The sequence below is a fragment of the Blastococcus sp. KM273129 genome, assembly GCF_021698995.1.
Classification (GTDB): Bacteria; Actinomycetota; Actinomycetes; order Mycobacteriales; family Geodermatophilaceae; genus Blastococcus.
Map to the genome: position 1 here is coordinate 34,222 of NZ_SSXB01000021.1, position 18,485 is coordinate 52,706.

Consider the following 18,485-nt stretch of genomic DNA (forward strand, 5'->3'; position numbering starts at 1 on the left):
CGGAGACCCTCATGACCAGCCAGACCACCGCAGTGACCCCCATCCTCAGCCGGGCCGGGATCCTGCCGCCGCTCCCCGGCAATGTCGGCCAGACGTTCGCCCTCCAGAAGGCCGTCGCAGCCTTCCGCATCATGGACGCGGAACTCGACATCACCTGCTTCGACGGCCCCGCAGGCACCGGCAAGACGACGGCATGCGCGTACGCCGCCGCGGAATCCCGCCGCACCTGGCGGTACTGCATCCTGCCGCTGCGCGCCAACCCGAAAGACTTGACCGCCAAGGTCTACGAGGCCGTGTTCCAGCGCTCCGCGCGCGGCACCGAACGCCAGATGACCAACATGCTCGTCGACCGCCTGTGCGAGGGCGGCATCGGCCTGATCGCCGACGAGGTCCACCACGTCGGCCTGGCCGGTGCCCAGCAACTGCGCTACCTGTGGGACCAGGCCGCCCGGCAGAGCGCGCCCTTCCCGATGCTTCTCGTCGGGTGCGATGTGCGACGCGAACTGGAGAAGGCCGACGAAGTCCGCAGCCGCGTTGCCCGGTGGGTCTCCTTCGACGTCATCACCGACCTCGAAGACGTCCAGGCGATCGCCGCGGCGCAGCATCCGCGCCTCGCCGCGACCAAGCCCGAGGTGATCGAAAGGATGAACGAGCGGGTCGCGCGACGGAGCATCCGCACGTGGCACCAGATCGGCAAGCACATCGCGTACCTCCCGAGCACCGACCCGTCGGGCAAGAAGGCCACCGGGCTCACCGCGGAAGACGTCCGCGCTCTCCGTTCTTTGCTGGGGGAGGAGGCGGCGTGACCGTCCGGATCACCGAGGCCCCCACCGGCACGATCCCGCATCGCGTCTTGGCGGATCGCATCCATCCCGACCGGCATGCCGTGCTGGTCCAGTTCTCACCGCACGAGAAGAGGCCCGGTGGGGTGGCGCTCGACCTCTTGCAGGCCATGGGCAAGGACTTCCGCGTTGTCGGAGCCAACAGCGTCCGCAACGACGAACATCGTCTCTACGCACCCATGTGGGCAACGGCGCACGGAATCACCACCGTCGCCGTCCTCGACGCCCAGCAGACCCATCCACGGGTGGTGGGCTGGCTCCTGGACCTGCTACCCACGGCCACGACCACCGTGCTCGTGTGCGAACCCGGCCACGCAGCGGTCGCCACGCAGCGGTTCCGTGATGCAGGCATCGACCCGACCCCGCTCGACTGGGACACCTGGCTCGACCAGCACAAGGAGCCGCCGGTCAACCTCACACCCCGCGGCGCCCTGGACGAGGGCTACAGCCTTGATCACCTACCGAAGTGCGACTTCCTGACCTTCCGCTACGCGTGCCGCGAACTGAACTCGACACACCGGTTTCAGACAATCGACAGCGACTACGTCCGGGTCTATCGAGCGGCCCAGACCGTGACGCCGGACGAGTCCGCGGTCATCTCCCATCTGGACGCGATGACCGCCGCCGCGACGTCGACGGCGTCCATGCTTGTGGCGATCCGCGCGACGCAGAGCGCCTTCTTCGCTCGCGGTCATCTCCTTCGGGCGCATCCGGACCGGCTGCTCGGCGTCCTGTCCTGCACGAAGGCACCGCGCCCAACGGAAGATGACTGGCGTGCCCTGCGTGCGTACATCCGCCCGGAGCGTGCGGCGACGACAACTCTCTACCTCCTCGGCGTAACCGCGAACGCCCTGAACGGCACGACCGTTGACACCGTTCGCAAGGCCCTGTCCTCCGGCCGGATCGCGGGACGCACGATTCCCGAAGGGGCAAGACCGCTGCTCGCCGCGCAACTCGTGCGTCGCGGATACGAACGGGCCGCAGCCGTCGACTCGTATCTCAACCTCAAGGGCGAACGACGGCACCTGGAAATCCTCATCGCCGCGCGCCGCGACCTGGGCCTGCCCATCGACGGCCGCAACCTCCGCAACGACGACACCAGCAACCCAACCCGCATCCTTCACCGGCTGGGGTTCGAGGTCCGGAGCCTTCAGTGAACGACCAACCCCACTCGCTGTTCGATGTCGCCGCGATCCGCACCGCCCTCCAGCAGAGCGGGCTGGCACCTAGCGAACTCGCCTTCCGCGTCGACTTCGCCGTTCGGAGCCTGCAACGCATCCTCAACGGGGACCCTGACCCCGGCGAGATCCGAGTAGCCACCCTGGCCCGCCTGGCGAACCACCTCGGCCTGCCCCTTCGGTCCCTGCTCGCGGCGCCTCCTGTCACCACTACGACCGCTGTCGACGCTGAAGTCGACCCCGTCGCAGCAGATGACGCTGCCACGGTCACCGCGCTGCTCTACGACCGGACAACACCGACACTCAACGACCACCTCGCTGAGGCGCTCGACTGGTCGCTCGACCGACTCCAGCAGGCTCTGACGGAGGCCGACCGGCGCCTCCGGATGGCCGGGCTGCGAATCGTCCGCGAGCACGGCGAGAGCAGGGTTCAACCCCTGCACGACCATGTGCAAGCACGCCGTGACCTAACCCAGGTTCACGCTCACCGCAGCGGCCTCAAGCCCTACGAGTATCAGGCCGCATACCAGACCTACACCGGCCAAGCGATCACCGCACCCAACGAAACACGACGCCGTGTGATCACCGGCGGCCTCGCCAACGCCGGACTTCTCGATTTGACTGAAGAAGAGCCCGCGCTCAGTGCAGCCGCAGAGTTCGCGCACCCCTAGGGCGCCGTCGAACTGAGAAGCGCTTGTGCTGCGTCCCGATCTCGCGTGTTCGTGACTCCGGAGCGAGCGCCGAGCAAGAGTCTTGCGATGATCTCCACGGCTTGCAGTTGCTCGGCGCTTACGCCTCGTTCTTCTCCATGAACCAGACGACTCCTAAGGCCGAACAGTCGCCCAACTACGGGCTTCACCGCGGCGACATCGCATCCCAGTAGGCTTGCAATGCGGAGGCTGACTGGGCGGACGTCCGTCGTCTTTGGCATTTCCAAGGTCTCGACGATCATCCACCACTGGATGAACGCGAGTGTCGGGTCGATCTCCTCTTGCACCATCCAGTACCAGCGCGAAGCCAGCCGGAGGCGGGCTCGTTCCTCCGCGGGCAGGTCCATGCTGACCTGAACCAAGGGACGGGCACGTTCGAGGAAGTCCTGACCCGACAGATGCACGAAAGCCGCTTGGGACTCGGCGTAGACCTTTCCCGTGTAGATGCGCCTGATCCAATGCCAGTCGTCGAACGCCTCGCCAACCTCCTCAGTTAGTCGCGTGGAGAGAAGGCGCGGTCCGAACTCGAACTCCAGGAGAGCAAGCAACGGGGCGACCGCGGTTCGTCCCGCCTCCAGCAACGCGAGCGGCTGCTCGTGGGGCTCATCTGCTACCCAGATGACTTCCAAGGCCGACACAGCCTTGACAGTTTCCTCCCAGCCAGCCACTCGGAAGTGCAGGTTCGGACAGTTCAGGTAGGTGGGGTTGGCTGGTGGCGCATGCAGTACGCGCCCGTGCTCAGGAATGACCTGCTGGTCCCGCCGCCGACCCGGAATCGTCTCCTCGAAGCGCATGCCACCCCGCTCGACGTCGCCGCAGAACAGAGACACACGCATGTTCGGCCAGGTCATCTCGACCGGCGGATACGGCACCAACCGCAACGTCTTGTAGACGACCCTGTAGGCGGAGCGCCCATCACCCGGCGCATGGCCCTCGTCTGTGCGTTGCCACGCGCCCGCTTCGGTGGGGTCAGGCGTGTCGACGTCCTGCTTCCAGGCGCCAAAGAAGGCGTCCGCGCCCGTCAGGCGATCTGTGACGTCTTGGACGTTGCCCTCAGCATCCGTGAGCCTCGCCCGCGGTTGGGGGCGGTCAGGCATAACAGAACCTTTCGGCAGGACGCCAGTGACACCCCATGTCGTTTGTCCACAGGACCCGGTGACACTCAAGCGTCGCGACTGGTGACGGATTGGTGTCGTTTACTGGTGACGCTCATGTCGTAGCCGGTGACGGAATCACGTCGTCCTACATGCTGGGTGCTAGTTGGCCATGTCGACGAAGCGGCTGTAGTGGCCCTGGAAGGCGACGGTGACGTTGGCGGTCGGGCCGTTGCGGTGCTTGACCAGCATGATGTCGGCCTCGCCGGCCCGCGGGGACTCCTTCTCGTACATGTCCTCGCGGTGGATCATCATGACCATGTCGGCGTCCTGCTCGATCGAGCCGGACTCGCGGAGGTCGGACAGCATCGGCTTCTTGTCCTGACGCTGCTCGGAGCCACGGTTCAGCTGCGACATCGCGATGACCGGGACCTCGAGCTCCTTGGCCAGGAGCTTCAGCGCACGGGAGAACTCCGAGACCTCCTGCTGGCGGCTCTCGACGCGCTTGCCCGACGTCATCAGCTGGAGGTAGTCGATGACCACCAGCTTGAGGTCGTTGCGCTGCTTGAGCCGCCGCGCCTTGGCCCGGATCTCCATCATCGTCATGTTCGGCGAGTCGTCGATGTAGAGCGGGGCGTCGGCCACCTCGCCCATCCGGCGGGCCAGCTTCGCCCAGTCCTCGTCGGACAGCGTGCCGGCGCGCATGTGGTGCAGGGGCACCTTCGCCTCGGCCGACAGCAGACGCATGGTGATCTCGTGCTTGCTCATCTCCAGCGAGAAGATCACCGCGGGCATCTGGTGCTTCACCGTGGCCGAGCGTGCGATGTCCAGACCCAGCGTCGAGTTGTGGGTGGGGATGAAGCTCCGCCCGGCCAGGAAGAGGGAGTCCGGCGCGTCCACCTGGATGCAGCGCACGGGCACGCTGGTGACCGGCCGGACGTCGGTGATGAAGCGGGCGCCGCGGGCGGTGAAGGTCCGCGCCCCTCGCTCCTTGTGCAGCAACTTCTTGCGCTCGAGCTTGAAGACCTCGTCGTCGGTGCTGAAGGTGAGCGTGTAGCAGGTCGAGGATGCCTCGGTCCGCCCGCGCACCCGCTTGGTGCTCAGCTTCACCCGGTGGCCGAGGCTCGCGACCAGTTCACGGGTGTCCTCGGCGAGCCGGCGGTTGGTGACGGCGAACTGCACGGCCCCACCCGGCGTGACGGTGCCGTCGGTGTCGAGCAGACCCGCCAGCAGCGCCCGCCGCTGGGCCACCGACCCGCGGAGGTACGCGAGGGGGATGTGCTTGTCGTCGAGCACCCCCAGCCCGCGCAGGAGCGCCTTGACGGTGCCGTGGTCGTTCCGGCAGGCCTGGCACTGCGCCAGACCGGCCGAGGGACCACCGCAGTCGGGGCAGGTGGCCGTGCGACCGACGCCGCCACTGGCGCGCAGCGCGCCACCGCACGTCTTGCCGCAGGTCTGCACCTGCGACGTCCGCGGGAGGAAGAGCTCGCCGCACATCGGGCAGGCCCGCATCTCCGCGGAGACCTGCGCCGGAAGCCGCAACGAGTACCGCCGGTCCGCCCCGGTCCGCTGGGCGACGAGCCCCTCGGCCTCGATGTACACCGCGATCTCGGGGTCGGCGCTGGTGAACTGCGCCGCCGCGGAGGTGCCGTCCCCCAGCCAGACGCCGAGCGCGTACGGCGGGATGGGCAGGTCGGCCGGCGGCAGGTCCAGGGGCCGGCAGTTGGGCACCGAGTGGTTGAGACGGGCGTCCTTGGTGGCGCACCGGACGGTGCGCGCGATCTCCTCGGTCGTCCGCACCTCGGCGAACGTCTGCTGATTGCGGTACCCGTTGCGGCCGGTCCGCGCCTGCTGGGCGGACCGGCGGCTGGCCCGGGTCTCCGTCAGCCACTGATGCTGCGCATCGGCCACGATCACCGAACCGTCGGAGAAGTGGACCTCGAAGCAGGGGCGGTCGGTCATGACGTCGGTCGCGGCCACCACCGTGGTCGGCCGGCCGTCCGAGCCCAGCACCCGGTCACCGACACCGATCTCGCCCATCGTGGTCCAGCCGGACGGCGTGGCGATCGGGGTGTCGAGGGCCAGGGCCTTGCCCACACCGGGCCTGGCCGCGATGACGACCATCTGGCCCGCCTGCAGGCCGTTGGTGAGCTCGTCGAGGTCGCGGATGCCCGTCGGCACGCCGCGGGCGGTGCCACCGCGGGAGGCGATCGCGTCGAGCTCGTCCATCGTCGGCTGGAGCACGTCCTCGAGGCGCGAGTAGTCCTCGCTCATGCGCTTCTCGGTGACGTCGTAGATCTCCTGCTGCGCGCGGTCGACGATGTCGTCGACGTCGCCCTTCCCGCCGGCCGCGCCGTAGCCCAGCTGCACCACGCGGGTGCCGGCCTCGACCAGCCGCCGCAGCACCGCCTGCTCGGCCACGATCGCGGCGTAGTAGCCGGCGTTGGCCGCGGTCGGCGTGGACTGGATGAGCGTGTGCAGGTAGACCGCGCCGCCCATCTTGGACAGCTGGTCGGTCCGGTTGAGCTCGGCGGCGACGGTGATCGCGTCCGCCGGCTCCCCCCGCCCGTAGAGGTCCAGGATGCAGTCGAAGATCACCTGGTGCGCCGGCCGGTAGAAGTCGTTGCCGTGCAAGACCTCCACGACGTCGGCGATCGCGTCCTTGCTCAGCAGCATGCCGCCGAGCACCGACTGCTCCGCCGCGACGTCCTGGGGCGGCTGCCGGTCGTACTCCGGCGCCGTCACGGACGGTCGGCTGAACTCGTCGGCCACCGCCACGGGGGTACCTCCATCTCCTTGCGGGCGCGCCCGCATCACCACCGCGCGCAGGGGAAGTACGCGAGCTCGGCGGACGGCGCCGTGCCGAACGTCTGTTCGGCACCTGCCTACCGGAGGGGTCCGACATCCCGGTCGTCCGCTCGGTGGCGGAGAGGACGTTAGGAAGCTCCGCAGACCGCGTCCACCACAGGTGTGCACGTCGATCTGCACAACTTGTGGACAAGTCGGTGGACGGAGGCGTGTCGACATGTGGAGGGATCGGGGGACAGCGACCGTCCGTCCCCGCGGTCAGCGCCGCTGACCTGCACGGACCCTGCCCACCGGGTGTGGACGGGGAAAACCACGGAAGAATTTTCCGCGACACGCACCACGAGTCACAGCGGTGCGCGGTCGGCCGCCGGCGGGGGTCGGCGGCCGGTGCGCCGCCGGTGGGACCGGGCTCACAGGGGCCGCGCCCGGGGTGGTGGGGCGGGTGGCCCCCGGGGCGCGCCGCCCGGGCCCTCAGCGGGCGGCAGAGACGGCAGAGGCACCCCTCCTGTCCACCGAGGCCCGCGCACGCTGGACGAGAGGCCCGGACGCCCTCAGGGCGTGGTGGCACGCACGGAGACCCGTGGCGGCAGAAGCCGGCTCGGAGACGCGACGAGGGGCGCCGGACAGCTGTCCGACGCCCCTCGTGGCCGACCTCCCTCCAGGGAGGTCCTGCACGTCAGCCTGCGACGACCTCGATCGTCAGCTGGGCGGTGACCTCCGGGTGCACCCGCACGGTGACGGTGTGCTGGCCCGTGGTCTTGATGCTGCTGGGCAGCTCGATCCGGCGGCGGTCGAGCTCCGGGCCACCGGCGGCCGTGACGGCCGCGGCGACGTCGGCGGTGGTGACCCGGCCGAACAGACGACCGCCGTCACCGGCGCGCGCCGGCACCTGGACGGTGAGCCCGGACAGGCGACCGGCCAGGGTCTGCGCCTCCTCGTGCGAGGCCACCTCCCGGGCGGCACGCGCCCGGCGCAGCGACTCGACCTGCTTCTCCGCGCCACGGGTGGCCTTGATGGCCAGGCCGCGGGGGAGGAGGTAGTTGCGGCCGTACCCGCCCTTGACCTCCACGGTGTCGCCGGAGGACCCGAGACCGGTGACCTCCTGCGTCAGGATCAGCTTCATCGTGCTCATGATCAGCGCGCCGTCGAGGTGTAGGGCAGCAGGGCCATCTCACGGCTGTTCTTCACGGCCGTGGCGACGTCCCGCTGGTGCTGGCTGCAGTTGCCGCTGACGCGGCGGGCACGGATCTTGCCGCGGTCGGAGATGAACTTCCGCAGCAGGGTCGTGTCCTTGTAGTCGATGTAGGTCGCCTTGTCCTTGCAGAACTGGCAGACCTTCTTCTTGGGCTTGCGAACAGGGGGCTTGGGCACCGGGGTTCTCCTGGTGAGATGTTGGAACGGCCTCGTCCCGAGGCTCGTCCCGAGCGTGCGAGGGATGAGAAGGACGAGGTCCTTCTAGAAGGGCGGCTCGTCCGACGGGCCGGCGGGAGTGGACCACGGGTCGCTCGCGCCACCACCGCCGCCGAAGCCACCGCCGCCGCCACCGCTGAAGCCGCCGCCACCCTCACCGCGCGAGGCGCGGGTGACCTTGGCCGTGGCGTAGCGCAGCGAGGGGCCGATCTCGTCGACCTCGAGCTCCACGACCGTGCGCTTCTCGCCCTCCTTCGTCTCGAAGGAGCGCTGCTTGAGGCGACCGCTGACGATCACCCGCGAGCCACGGGTCAGCGACTCGGCCACGTTCTCCGCGGCCTGCCGCCAAACGTTGCAGCGGAGGAACAGCGCCTCGCCGTCCTTCCACTCCTGCGACTGGCGGTCGAAGGTCCGCGGCGTCGAGGCCACGGTGAAGTTCGCGACGGCGGCGCCCGACGGCGTGAAGCGCAGCTCCGGATCGGCGGTCAGGTTGCCGATGACGGTGATGACGGTCTCGCCGGCCATGGTCAGTGGACCTCGGGCCGCATCAGCTTCGTGCGCAGGACCGACTCGTTGAGGTTCAGCTGCCGGTCGAGCTCGGCCACCGCGGCGGGCTCGGCCTGGATGTCGACGACGGCGTAGATGCCCTCGACGTGCTTCTTGATCTCGTAGGCCATGCGACGCCGGCCCCAGATCTCGGTCTTGACGGTGCCACCGGAGTTGGTGACGACGGTCAGGAACCGGTCGAGGGAGGGAGCGATGGTGCGCTCCTCCAGGTCGGGGTCGAGGATGACCATCAATTCGTAGTGACGCACGGAGAACCCCACCTCCTCTGGTCTTCGCGGCTGCAGGGCATCTGCAGCAGGAGGGTCGTACACGCGTCGCGCGCCCCGGCATGAGCCGGAACGCGCTGTCCCCAGGCTACCAGCGGCCGGGACCGGCGGGCCAGGCGCTGCCCGGACGGGGGACGACGGCGGTCAGCGGGACCCGCGGGCCGCCTGCGCGGTGCGGACCAGCGCCGCGGTGGCCCCGGCCAGGCTGACGACGGCGGCGAGCGCCGCGGCGGGCAGGGCGACCGGCTGCGCCCCCGCGGCGTCGAGCACCTGACCGGCGCCCTCGCCACCTGGCGCCGGCGTGCTGAGCCCGGCCAGCTGCCCGAACTCGGGGACCGACGCGCCGTCGTAGGTGCCCGCGACGCCCCCCGACCCGGCGCCCTCGGCGGTGAGGGCGGGCACCAGGAAACGGGACGGGTCGACGGCGGCCGCCGCGGCGCGGGCCCCCGGCAGGAGCTGGGCGGCCGGGGCGGAGCCGGTCTCGTACGTGTACTGGTCACCCGCCACGCCCTCCGGCGCCGGACCGGCCTCCGGGGCCGCGGGCTGCCCGGTCGACGGCGCCTGCGGGGCCTCCGGCGCCGGCTCGGGCGCAGGCCCGGCCGGCGGCGGCGTGGCCGGCAGCGTCACCGGCGGCAGCTGCGGCAGGTTGACCCCCGGGAGGTTCGGCAGCGGCAGCAGGGTGTTCACGACCAGCGGCTGCGGCCGGGGCAGCGGCGGCAGCAGCGCGGTGGCAGCGTCGACCAGCGGCTGGGTGAGCGCGGCGCCCGAGCTCATCGAGTAGCTGAAGCTGAGCCAGCAGCCGGCCACGCAGCTCTGGTCGAACCGCTCGGTGGCGCGCGCGCCGGGGGCCAGCTCGCGCTGCCCCGACGGGAGGGTGAGCGTGACCTCGGTGCTGGCGGTGACGCTGACCAGCGACGGCAGCAGCCCCCCTCCACCGACCTGCAGCGTCTTGTCCTGGAGCTCGTTGACGAAGGTGACCGAGCCGCCCTGGTCGATCGACACGACGAGCTGGGTGAGGTCGCGGATCGGCACGGTCGCCGTGGGGGCGGCGCTCGCGGTGGGGGTCGCCGCCACCGACGCGGCGGTCACGCCCAGCCAGCCCAGCAGGGCCACGGCGACGCCCCGGCGGGCCGAGCGTCGGATGCGACCCGTTGCCATGTTCTGCTACCTCCACGTCGACGTCACAGCTGCACCGGTGGGTAACCCCGGTCACAGCCTCAACGATGATGTGACCTCGGCGATACGGGTAAACGCGGATTTCGTCGACGAAGCGGAGATGAGCATGGGCAGCCACCCGATCGGCGTACACGTGGGTGCCGGCCTCACCGACGACGGCGCCCTCGACCGCGGCGGCCCGCTCGCCCGGGCCGCGGAGGTCGACGCCGACGCGGTGCAGGTCTTCCTCGCGGACCCGCAGGGCTGGAAGGCCCCGCGCCCGCGACCGGACGCCGCCGAGCTGCGCGGCTCCGACGTCGCCGTCTTCGTCCACGCCCCCTACGTCCTGAACGTCGCGACGACGAACAACCGCATCCGCATACCGAGCCGCAACCTGCTGGCCGGGCACGCCCGGGCCGCGGCCGACGTGGGCGCCCGCGGCCTGGTGGTGCACGGCGGGCACGTGCTGGCCGGCGACGACCCCGCGGTCGGCGTCGACAACTGGCGCAAGACCTTCGCCCGCCAGGCCGAGCAGGGCGGCTTCCCCGTTCCCGTGCTCGTCGAGAACACCGCCGGCGGGGGCAACGCCATGGCCCGCGACCTCGACGCCCTCGGCCGGCTCTGGGAGGCGATCGGCGGGTTCGGCGCCGGCTTCGTGCTGGACACCTGCCACGGCTGGGCCGCCGGCTGGGACCTGGGCTCCGTCGTCGACGCCGTCCGGGCGGTCACCGGCCGGATCGACCTGGTGCACCTCAACAACAGCCGGGACCCGGCGGGCTCCGGCCGCGACCGGCACGCGCCGCTGGGCGGCGGGGAGATCCCGGCGGACGTGCTGGTCGAGGTGGCGCGGGCGGCCGGCTGCCCGGTCGTCCTGGAGACGCCGGGGGACGCCGCGGGGCACGCGGCGGAGATCGCGCTGCTACGCGCCGCGCTGGGCTGACCGGCGGAGCGCCCGGCGGTCCGGGGCGTGCTCCAGCGGGCCGCCCGCCGGGTCGTCCACGCCCGGCCAGCTGGTGCGCACGACGTCCCGGTCGGGGTCGAGCACGTCCCGGACCACCAGCGCCATGAGGACGACGACGGCCGCGTCGCGGAGCGTGACGGCGAGGAAGAACCACTCGACGTCGACACCGCGGTTGTCCGTGCCCAGGTACCAGAGCAGGCGCGGCACCCACAGCAGCGCCTCGGTCGCCTGCCAGGCCAGCAGCGCGCGCCACCGCGGCCGGGCCAGCACCGCGAGCGGGAGCAGCCACAGCGAGTACTGCGGGCTCCAGACCTTGTTGGTGAGCAGGAAGACGGCGACCAGCAGGAAGGCGACCTGGGCGACCCGGGGCCGCACCGGCGCGGCCAGCGTCAGCCAGGCCACCGCGGCGAGCCCGGCGAGCAGCACGACGGCGACGGCGGCGTTGAGCACGGTGGGGGTCTGCCCCTCGGCCAGCGGGCCGTCGAGCCACCCGTCCCCGGCCACGTGCAGGAAGAGGTTCCACAGCGAGTCCGGGTCGGCCGGCCGCGTGCTGTTGAGCGCGAAGAAGCGGGTCCAGTTCTCCGGTGCCAGCACCGCCACCGGCAGGTTGACCGCCGCCCAGGCGACCGCGGCCGCGGCCGCCGTCCGCGCCCAGAGGCGCAGCTGCCCGGACCGCCAGCACAGCAGCAGGAGCGCGCCGAGCAGGAAGGCCGGGTACAGCTTCGCGGCGACGCCGAGGCCCAGCAGCACCCCGGCGAGCACCGGGCGGTGCCGCGCCCACGCCCACATGCCCAGGGTGGCCAGCGCGACGGCGAACAGGTCCCAGTTGGTGAACGCGTGCACGACCAGCAGCGGGGAGAGCCCCACCATCGCCGCGTCCCAGGGGCGGCGGCCGGCCAGGGCCAGGGTGGCCCGCACGACGAGCAGCCCGCACGCCGTCAGCAGCAGGCAGGTCACCACGTAGTAGCTGAGCACCGGGGCGGCCTCGGGCAGCAGCCCCGAGGCCGCCGCCACCCGGTCGTAGCCGCCCGAGACCGCCGCGGCCAGCGCCATGAAGGCGCCGGTGAGCACCGGGTACTCGACGGCGGAGTCCAGGTAGGGGAGGGCACCGTCGTCCAGGCCGTGCAGGCCGAACAGCGGCACCGTGTCCGAGTAGCAGAAGTGCGTGTACTGGACGAAGCCCGCCCAGTCGCCGTCGGCGCACGGCGCCTGCTTCACCCACGCCAGCGCCAGCGCCAGGGTGGCGAAGAGCAGGCAGACCCGCAGCGGCGTCCAGAACAGGGCTCGGCCCGTGACGGCGTAGCGGCCCCACGGGCCGCCGACGGCCTCGCTGGCCTGGCGCGCGACCGGATCGGTCCAGGTGGGCACCACGCGGTCCGGGGCGGACGCCGGCGTCGTTCCACGTGGAACGACCACGGGCCCGTCCGCGGTGGCGGACGGGCCCGTGGGGGTGCTGCTCATGCCAGCAGTGTGCGTGATCGGTCAGCCGGGCGGCGGCGGGACGACCGGGCCGGGCGTGCCGGGCTGGGTGTCGCCACCCGCACCGCCACCCCCGCCGGGGTTGTTCCTGTCGCCCGGGATGGCCGGGTCGTTCGGCGCGGGGTCCTGCCGGTTCGGGAGGCCGTCACCGTCGGCGTCACCGTCGGGGTCGAGCGGCTGCTGGGTCGGCCGCGTCTGGACGCTCGGGTCGTTCGGGGCGAAGTCCTGGTCGTCCGGCACCCCGTCGCCGTCGGTGTCCACCGGCCGCGGGGCGGTCGTGGTGGGTGCACTCGTCGTCGTCGGCGCGGCCGGGGTCTCCACCGGCGGCGGCGCCTGGGTCGTCGGTGCGGGGACGCCCTCGCCGGTGTCGCCCTTGATCAGCGCCCGGTCCGGCAGGTCCTCCTCCGGGGTGCCGGCGAGGACGGCGTCCATGAAGCGCTGCCAGATGGCGCCGGGCAGCCCCGAGCCGTAGATGATCCGCCCGCGGGAGTCGACGATCGGGTCGCTGGGGGAGTCGTTGCCCATCCACACCGCGGTGGCGATGGAGGGGGTGTACCCGACCATCCACGCGTCGGAGTTGTTCTCGCCCTGCCCCTGGGTGCCGGTCTTGCTGGCGACCTCGCGGCCGTCGTCCAGGGCCCGGCGGGAGTAGGAGGCGACGTCCTTGAGCGCGACGGTGACGTCGTTGACGACGTCGCCCGGCAGGACCTGCTCCCCGTCGGTGGCGGCGGTCTGGTCGACCAGCACGGCGCCCTCGCCGTCGGTCACCTTCGCGACGAAGTGCGCGTCGCGGAAGACGCCGCCGGCGGCGAGCGTCGCGAAGCCCTGCGCCTGGTCGAACGGGCGCATCTCGTACTCACCGATGCCGATCGACGAGCCGGTGAGGCCCTCGGAGTTGGCCAGCACGGTCTTGCCCGCGAAGAAGTCGCTGCCTCCCCACGTGTCCGGCAGCCCCGTGGCCGCGAGGACCGTGTCGCGCACGTTCTCCGGGCCGACCTCGTAGGCCAGGCCGTAGAAGGTGGTGTTCAGCGAGCGCGTCATCGCCTCGGTCAGCGTGCAGGCCGGGCAGCTCGCACCGCCGGAGTTGGTCACCGGCTTGCCGGGTCGGTCGGGGAACTCCTGGTCGTCGCTGCCGTCGCGGCGGGCCTGGATCCCGATGCCCTGCTCGAGGGCCGTGGCCAGCACGTAGGGCTTGACCGACGACCCGGGCTGGCGCTTGGCCTGCGCGTAGTCGGTGCCGACGCCGTTCTCGCCGCCGTAGTAGGCGACGACCCCGCCGCTGCGGGGGTCGATGGCGACGAGTGCCTCGCGCAGCTCCTGCGGCTCCGGCGGCGCCGTCACCTCCTGGACGGCGGCCACGGCGGCGTCCTGCGCCGGCTTGCTGATCGTCGTCGTCACCTGCAGGCCACCGGCGTTGATCTGCTGCTCGTCGTAGCCGTACCGGTCCTGCAGCTCCTGGGTGACCTGCCGGACGATGTGGCCCTCGGGGCCCTCCGGCATGCCGAGCGTGGAGCCGGTCTTGGGCAGCACCGCCGGGTACTCCGAGGCGGCCCGCTCCTCCGCGGACAGCCAGCCCTCCTCGACCATCGCGTCGAGCACCAGGCCCCAGCGGTCCTGGGATCCCTCGGGGTTGGTCTCCGGGTCGTAGTTGGAGGGGCTCCGGATCAGGACGGCGAGCACCGCGGCCTGCTGCGCGGTGAGCTCCGCGGCCGGGACGCCGAAGTAGGTGTCGGCGGCGGCCTCGATGCCGTAGGCGCCGCGGCCGTAGTAGATGGTGTTGAGGTAGTTCTCGAGGATCTGCTCCTTCGAGAAGTTGTTGTCCAGCTTGATCGCCAGGAACAGCTCCTGGAACTTGCGGCTGAACGTCTGGTCGTGCGTCAGGAAGGCGTTCTTGACGTACTGCTGCGTGATGGTCGAGCCGCCCTGCGTGGAGCCGCCGGTCAGGTTGTTCCAGGCGGCCCGCACGATGCCGGTGAAGGAGATGCCGGGATCGGAGTAGAAGCTGCGGTTCTCGGCGGCCAGGACCGCGCGCTGCGCCGGCTCGCTGATCTCCGCCAGCGGCACGTTGGTGCGGTTCTCGTCACCGAGCCGCGCCATCTCGGTCACGCCGTCGGAGTAGTAGAGCACCGTCGTCTGCTTGGTCGACACCGAGTCGGGGCTCGGCACCTCGGTGCTGGCGTAGACCACGCCGACGAAGACGCACATCAGCGCGAGCAGCCCACCCGTGATCGCGGCGGTGATCTTCAGCCGGCGGGCGCGGCGCTGCTTCTTGCTGCGCGCCGCCTTGCCCTTGGCCCCGGTCGGCCGGCCCGGGGGACGGCCCGAGCCGGTGCGCGAGGCCGTCGTCCCGCCGCGCGCGGGCGGCCGCCCGCCGCCGGACGGGCGACCACCGCCGGGGGGACGGCCGGTGCCGCCCCCGCCCCCGGTGCTGCGGGTACGGGCGGCCGGCGGCCGGCGCACCGAGCCGGCCCGCGGTGCGACGGGCGAGGTCTCGTCGTGGCTGGGCACGAGCACACCCCTTCCTGGGCTGTCATGGTCGACGCCGGGCACCTGCCCGGACGCAGCGGTTCGTCTTCAGCTGTGGCAGCGGAGAGGGCCCGCTCCGTCGCGGGCCCGGTGGCACGGTGGGGGGCCGGCAGCCGGCCGGTCCGTCACCGCTCGGGAGCGGCCCGGCGCCGGCTGCGGCGGGCCCTGCGGCCCGGCTCGGGTTCGGCACCGAGGACGTACGAGCAGTCCAGGTGGTTCCAGCCGCACCCGCGGCACACCTCGACCCGGTAGACGGAGAACTCGTCCTGGGCGGCGTCCATGCGGGCGAGCTCGGCCTCGGTCTTGGCCTGGCCGGCCACCGGCCCGAGGTTCTCGCCGTACACGTAGTTCACCAGGGTGAGGCGCTCACGTCGGCAGACCGGGCAGGCGGCGTCGGTCGGCTCTCCGTGGTACTTCGCCGCCCGCGAGAGGTACGGACTGGCGTCGCACACCTCGGACAACCCCGTGCGCCCCGTTCGTACTCCCGCGAGGACGGCTCGCCGCTGCAGCGAGTAGTCCACGACGGAACGACGTCCGGGCACGGCGGCCAATGTACGCACCAGGCCCTGGTCCGTGGGGTGACCGAGCACGCTACCCGCCCCGGGTGACCCACCCGCCCCACGCCTCGGGATGGAGTGCGCGGACCGATCGATGTATCGTGCCGATACATCGACTGCAGGCGCGACCGGGGAGGGCGACGTGCTCGAGTTCGCCATCCTCGGCCTGCTGCACCAGGCGCCGATGCACGGGTACGAGTTGCGCAAGCAGCTCGCCGCGGTGCTCGGCGGGCTGCGCAGCATCTCCTACGGATCGCTGTACCCCGCGCTGCGGCGGATGCAGGCGGCCGGGCTGATCTCCACCGACGAGCCCGCGCCGCGTGCCCTGCTACCGGCCGACGCACCGCCGCTGACCGGCCGACGCGGCAAGGTGGTCTACACGATCACCGCGGAGGGCAAGGAGCGCTTCCACGAGCTGGTCAGCCAGACCGGCCCGGAGGCCTACGACGACGGCGGGCTCTTCGGCGTCCGCCTGGCCTTCTTCCGGCACACGGCGCGCGACGTGCGGCTGCGGATCCTCGAGGGCCGCCGGCGCACCGTGGAGCGGCAGCGCGAAGGGTTGCGGTCCTCACTGGCGCGGACCCGTGAACGGCTCGACCGCTACACCCTCGAGCTCCAGCGCCACGGTCTGGAGTCGGTGGACCGCGAGGTCCGCTGGCTCTCCGAGCTCATCGACAGCGAACGGGCGGAGTCCGGCGACCGGCCGGCGCCCCGCGCGGGCGAGGACGACGGGCCGGCCGGTGCGCAGCACGTCCCGACCTAGCAGACGGTCATGCACCACCACCACCGACCAGCGGGCCAGCCCGCCCGAGACAGCAGCGGACCACCACCGGTCCGAGCCCAGCGGACCACCTCGGTCCAGGAGTAAGGAGAGTCATGGGGTCAGTCAAGGTCGCCATCGTCGGCGTCGGCAACTGCGCCGCCTCGCTCGTGCAGGGCGTGCACTACTACCGCGACGCCGACGAGACCACGTCCGTCCCGGGCCTGATGCACGTCCGCTTCGGCGAGTACCACGTGTCCGACGTCGAGTTCGTCGCCGCGTTCGACGTGGACGCCAAGAAGGTCGGCCGCGACCTCTCCGAGGCCATCGTCGCCAGCGAGAACAACACCATCAAGATCTGCGACGTCCCGCCGCTGGGCGTGACCGTGCAGCGCGGGACCACCCTCGACGGCCTGGGCAAGTACTACCGCGAGATGGTCGAGGAGTCCGACGAGCAGCCGGTCGACGTCGTCGCCGCCCTGCGCGACTCGGGCGCCGACGTGCTCGTCTGCTACCTGCCGGTCGGCTCGCAGCAGGCCGCCGAGTTCTACGCGCAGGCCGCGCTGGACGCCGGCGTCGCCTTCGTCAACGCCCTCCCGGTCTTCATCGCCGGCACCAAGGAGTGGGCGGACAAGTTCACCGCCGCGGGTGTGCCCATCGTCGGCGACGACATCAAGAGCCAGGTGGGCGCCACCATCACCCACCGGGTGCTCGCCAAGCTGTTCGAGGACCGCGGCGTGCAGCTCGACCGCACCATGCAGCTGAACGTCGGCGGCAACATGGACTTCAAGAACATGCTCGAGCGCGAGCGCCTGGAGTCCAAGAAGATCTCCAAGACCCAGGCCGTCACCAGCCAGGTCGAGCGCGACATGGGCGCGGGCAACGTGCACATCGGCCCGTCGGACCACGTGCCGTGGCTGAGCGACCGGAAGTGGGCCTACGTCCGCCTCGAGGGCCGCGCGTTCGGCGACGTCCCGCTGAACCTGGAGTACAAGCTCGAGGTCTGGGACTCCCCGAACTCGGCCGGCATCATCATCGACGCCGTCCGCGCCGCGAAGATCGCCCAGGACCGCGGCATCGGCGGCCCGATCCTGTCGGCGTCCTCGTACTTCATGAAGTCGCCACCGGTGCAGTACAGCGACAGCGAGGCACGCGACGCCGTGGAGGCCTTCATCCGCGGGGACGTCGAGCGCTGAGCCACCACCGGGCATAGGGGGCTTTGCCTGCGTCCTGGTACCCCCAGACGCCGGCAAAGCCTCCTATGCCCCCGTCGCGTCGGGCCCGCTCCGGGGCGACCGGCTGCCTACGCTGACCCCATGCCCGCCCGCCGCCAGCTCGCCTCCCGGGTGGGCGCGGCCGGGCTGGCCCTCCTCCTGCTGGCCGGGTGCACCGACGGCGAGCGGCAGGCCGGGGAGCCGGTCACGGAGGAGGACGCCGCCGTCCTCGCCGAGCTGCTGCACCGCAACCACGAGGAGGGCGGCGCCGACTTCGTCGTGACCGCGCCCTTCGGCGACGACGCGGTGCTCACGCTGACCGGCCAGATCGACTTCCGGCGCGCGGTCGGCCAGGCCCAGGCGGTGACCACGGTGGCCGGCGAGGACCGGGACACCCGCACCCTCTTCTTCGACCGCGACGACCTCTGGGCCGGCGACGTACCCGGGCTCCCCGAGGCGCTGGCGGCCGCCGGGGCCCCCGACGCGACGTACCTGCGGCGGACGCTGTCGTCCGGTGAGCCCGAGCCGCCGCTGCTCGATCTCGTGGTGCAGGTCCTGCAGAACCTCGCCGCGGAGCGGCCCGACCGGCCCGCGGCCTTCCTGGACGGCCCGTACCGGTGGGAGGGGGAGCAGGCCGTCGACGGCCGGCCCACCACGGTCTACCGCCTCCGGGACGAGCGCTCGGTCGCGGTGGACGACGCCGATCGCACCCTGGTGCAGTACCGCACCCCGCTGGGCGCGGTCGAGGTGACGGTCACGCTCGCCGAGCACGGGAGCCGCCGGCTGGCCCTGCCGACGGCCGAGGAGACGGCCGAGGCCGCGGACCACGCGGAGATCGCCGAGGCGTTCGGCCTCTAGGTGTACCGAGCCATCAGGTTGGTGCCAGTCGGCTGATCGGGGACTCCCCGCCGAGGGCGCTGTGGCGGCGTTGAGTGTTGTAGTGCTCCAGCCAGGGAGC

The 18,485-nt window shown here is 71.7% G+C and carries 18 protein-coding genes; 7 read left to right on the top strand and 11 right to left on the bottom strand.

The features are described from left to right. Positions 1 to 11 precede the first annotated feature (11 nt). Genes E9565_RS08730 through E9565_RS08740 form a run of 3 tightly spaced genes read left to right on the top strand, consistent with a single transcriptional unit; the run spans position 12 to position 2,691 of the window. Positions 12 to 806, top strand: coding sequence for an ATP-binding protein (locus E9565_RS08730; protein WP_236834653.1), 795 nt, complete (start codon positions 12 to 14; stop codon positions 804 to 806). Beyond that, positions 803 to 1,999, top strand: coding sequence for a hypothetical protein (locus tag E9565_RS08735; protein ID WP_236834656.1), 1,197 nt, complete (start codon positions 803 to 805; stop codon positions 1,997 to 1,999). The genes E9565_RS08730 and E9565_RS08735 overlap by 4 nt, the downstream gene beginning before the upstream one ends. Next, entirely contained in the window at positions 1,996 to 2,691 is a 696-nt protein-coding gene (locus E9565_RS08740; protein WP_236834658.1) for a helix-turn-helix domain-containing protein, read from the top strand. Before E9565_RS08735 ends, E9565_RS08740 begins: the two co-directional genes overlap by 4 nt. Here the strand turns inward: E9565_RS08740 and E9565_RS08745 are convergent. The 7 genes from E9565_RS08745 to E9565_RS08775 form a co-directional block, all read right to left on the bottom strand. Next, a complete protein-coding gene (locus E9565_RS08745) occupies positions 2,688 to 3,827 on the bottom strand; it encodes a hypothetical protein (protein WP_236834661.1) in 1,140 nt (379 codons plus the stop codon). The genes E9565_RS08740 and E9565_RS08745 overlap by 4 nt on opposite strands. 159 nt (positions 3,828 to 3,986) lie before the next feature. After that, positions 3,987 to 6,602, bottom strand: a complete 2,616-nt coding sequence (gene dnaB / locus E9565_RS08750) for a replicative DNA helicase (protein ID WP_236834663.1) — start codon at positions 6,600 to 6,602, stop codon at positions 3,987 to 3,989. Positions 6,603 to 7,308: 706 nt separating this feature from the next. Beyond that, positions 7,309 to 7,755: a 50S ribosomal protein L9 gene (gene rplI / locus E9565_RS08755; protein WP_236826533.1), complete on the bottom strand. Its 447-nt coding sequence runs from the start codon at positions 7,753 to 7,755 to the stop codon at positions 7,309 to 7,311. A gap of 11 nt (positions 7,756 to 7,766) precedes the next feature. Continuing rightward, entirely contained in the window at positions 7,767 to 8,003 is a 237-nt protein-coding gene (gene rpsR, locus E9565_RS08760) for a 30S ribosomal protein S18 (protein ID WP_073422051.1), read from the bottom strand. A gap of 84 nt (positions 8,004 to 8,087) precedes the next feature. Then, positions 8,088 to 8,567, bottom strand: coding sequence for a single-stranded DNA-binding protein (locus tag E9565_RS08765; protein WP_236834666.1), 480 nt, complete (start codon positions 8,565 to 8,567; stop codon positions 8,088 to 8,090). 2 nt (positions 8,568 to 8,569) lie between these two features. Beyond that, entirely contained in the window at positions 8,570 to 8,857 is a 288-nt protein-coding gene (gene rpsF, locus E9565_RS08770) for a 30S ribosomal protein S6 (protein WP_236826531.1), read from the bottom strand. Between the two features lie 162 nt (positions 8,858 to 9,019). Further along, positions 9,020 to 10,033: a hypothetical protein gene (locus tag E9565_RS08775; RefSeq protein ID WP_236834669.1), complete on the bottom strand. Its 1,014-nt coding sequence runs from the start codon at positions 10,031 to 10,033 to the stop codon at positions 9,020 to 9,022. Between the two features lie 118 nt (positions 10,034 to 10,151). On the opposite strand from E9565_RS08775, the gene E9565_RS08780 reads away from it, so the two are divergent. Further along, positions 10,152 to 10,970: a deoxyribonuclease IV gene (locus E9565_RS08780; protein WP_236834671.1), complete on the top strand. Its 819-nt coding sequence runs from the start codon at positions 10,152 to 10,154 to the stop codon at positions 10,968 to 10,970. On the opposite strand, the gene E9565_RS08785 is transcribed toward E9565_RS08780, so the two are convergent. The 3 genes from E9565_RS08785 to E9565_RS08795 form a co-directional block, all read right to left on the bottom strand. Further along, positions 10,950 to 12,452, bottom strand: a complete 1,503-nt coding sequence (locus E9565_RS08785) for a glycosyltransferase family 87 protein (protein WP_236834673.1) — start codon at positions 12,450 to 12,452, stop codon at positions 10,950 to 10,952. The genes E9565_RS08780 and E9565_RS08785 overlap by 21 nt on opposite strands. A 21-nt stretch (positions 12,453 to 12,473) precedes the next feature. Further along, positions 12,474 to 14,978 (bottom strand): transglycosylase domain-containing protein, encoded by a 2,505-nt coding sequence (locus tag E9565_RS08790; RefSeq protein WP_236834676.1) that lies wholly within the window; start codon positions 14,976 to 14,978, stop codon positions 12,474 to 12,476. Between the two features lie 143 nt (positions 14,979 to 15,121). Then, entirely contained in the window at positions 15,122 to 15,538 is a 417-nt protein-coding gene (locus tag E9565_RS08795) for a DUF5318 family protein (protein ID WP_236826526.1), read from the bottom strand. 157 nt (positions 15,539 to 15,695) lie between these two features. Here E9565_RS08795 and E9565_RS08800 point away from each other — a divergent pair, with 157 nt between their 5' ends. From E9565_RS08800 to E9565_RS08810, 3 genes are all read left to right on the top strand, one after another. Then, positions 15,696 to 16,316, top strand: a complete 621-nt coding sequence (locus E9565_RS08800; protein ID WP_236826525.1) for a PadR family transcriptional regulator — start codon at positions 15,696 to 15,698, stop codon at positions 16,314 to 16,316. A 113-nt stretch (positions 16,317 to 16,429) separates the two neighbouring features. Then, positions 16,430 to 17,509: an inositol-3-phosphate synthase gene (locus E9565_RS08805; protein ID WP_236826524.1), complete on the top strand. Its 1,080-nt coding sequence runs from the start codon at positions 16,430 to 16,432 to the stop codon at positions 17,507 to 17,509. A 120-nt stretch (positions 17,510 to 17,629) separates the two neighbouring features. After that, the gene (locus E9565_RS08810) at positions 17,630 to 18,385 is read left to right on the top strand and encodes a hypothetical protein (RefSeq protein WP_236828671.1); all 756 of its coding nucleotides are present in this window, start codon (positions 17,630 to 17,632) and stop codon (positions 18,383 to 18,385) included. Positions 18,386 to 18,398: 13 nt separating this feature from the next. Here E9565_RS08810 and E9565_RS08815 read toward each other — a convergent pair. Continuing rightward, positions 18,399 to 18,485, bottom strand: an 87-nt coding sequence (locus E9565_RS08815; RefSeq protein ID WP_236834679.1) for an integrase core domain-containing protein, incomplete at its 5' end; no start/stop codon positions are given.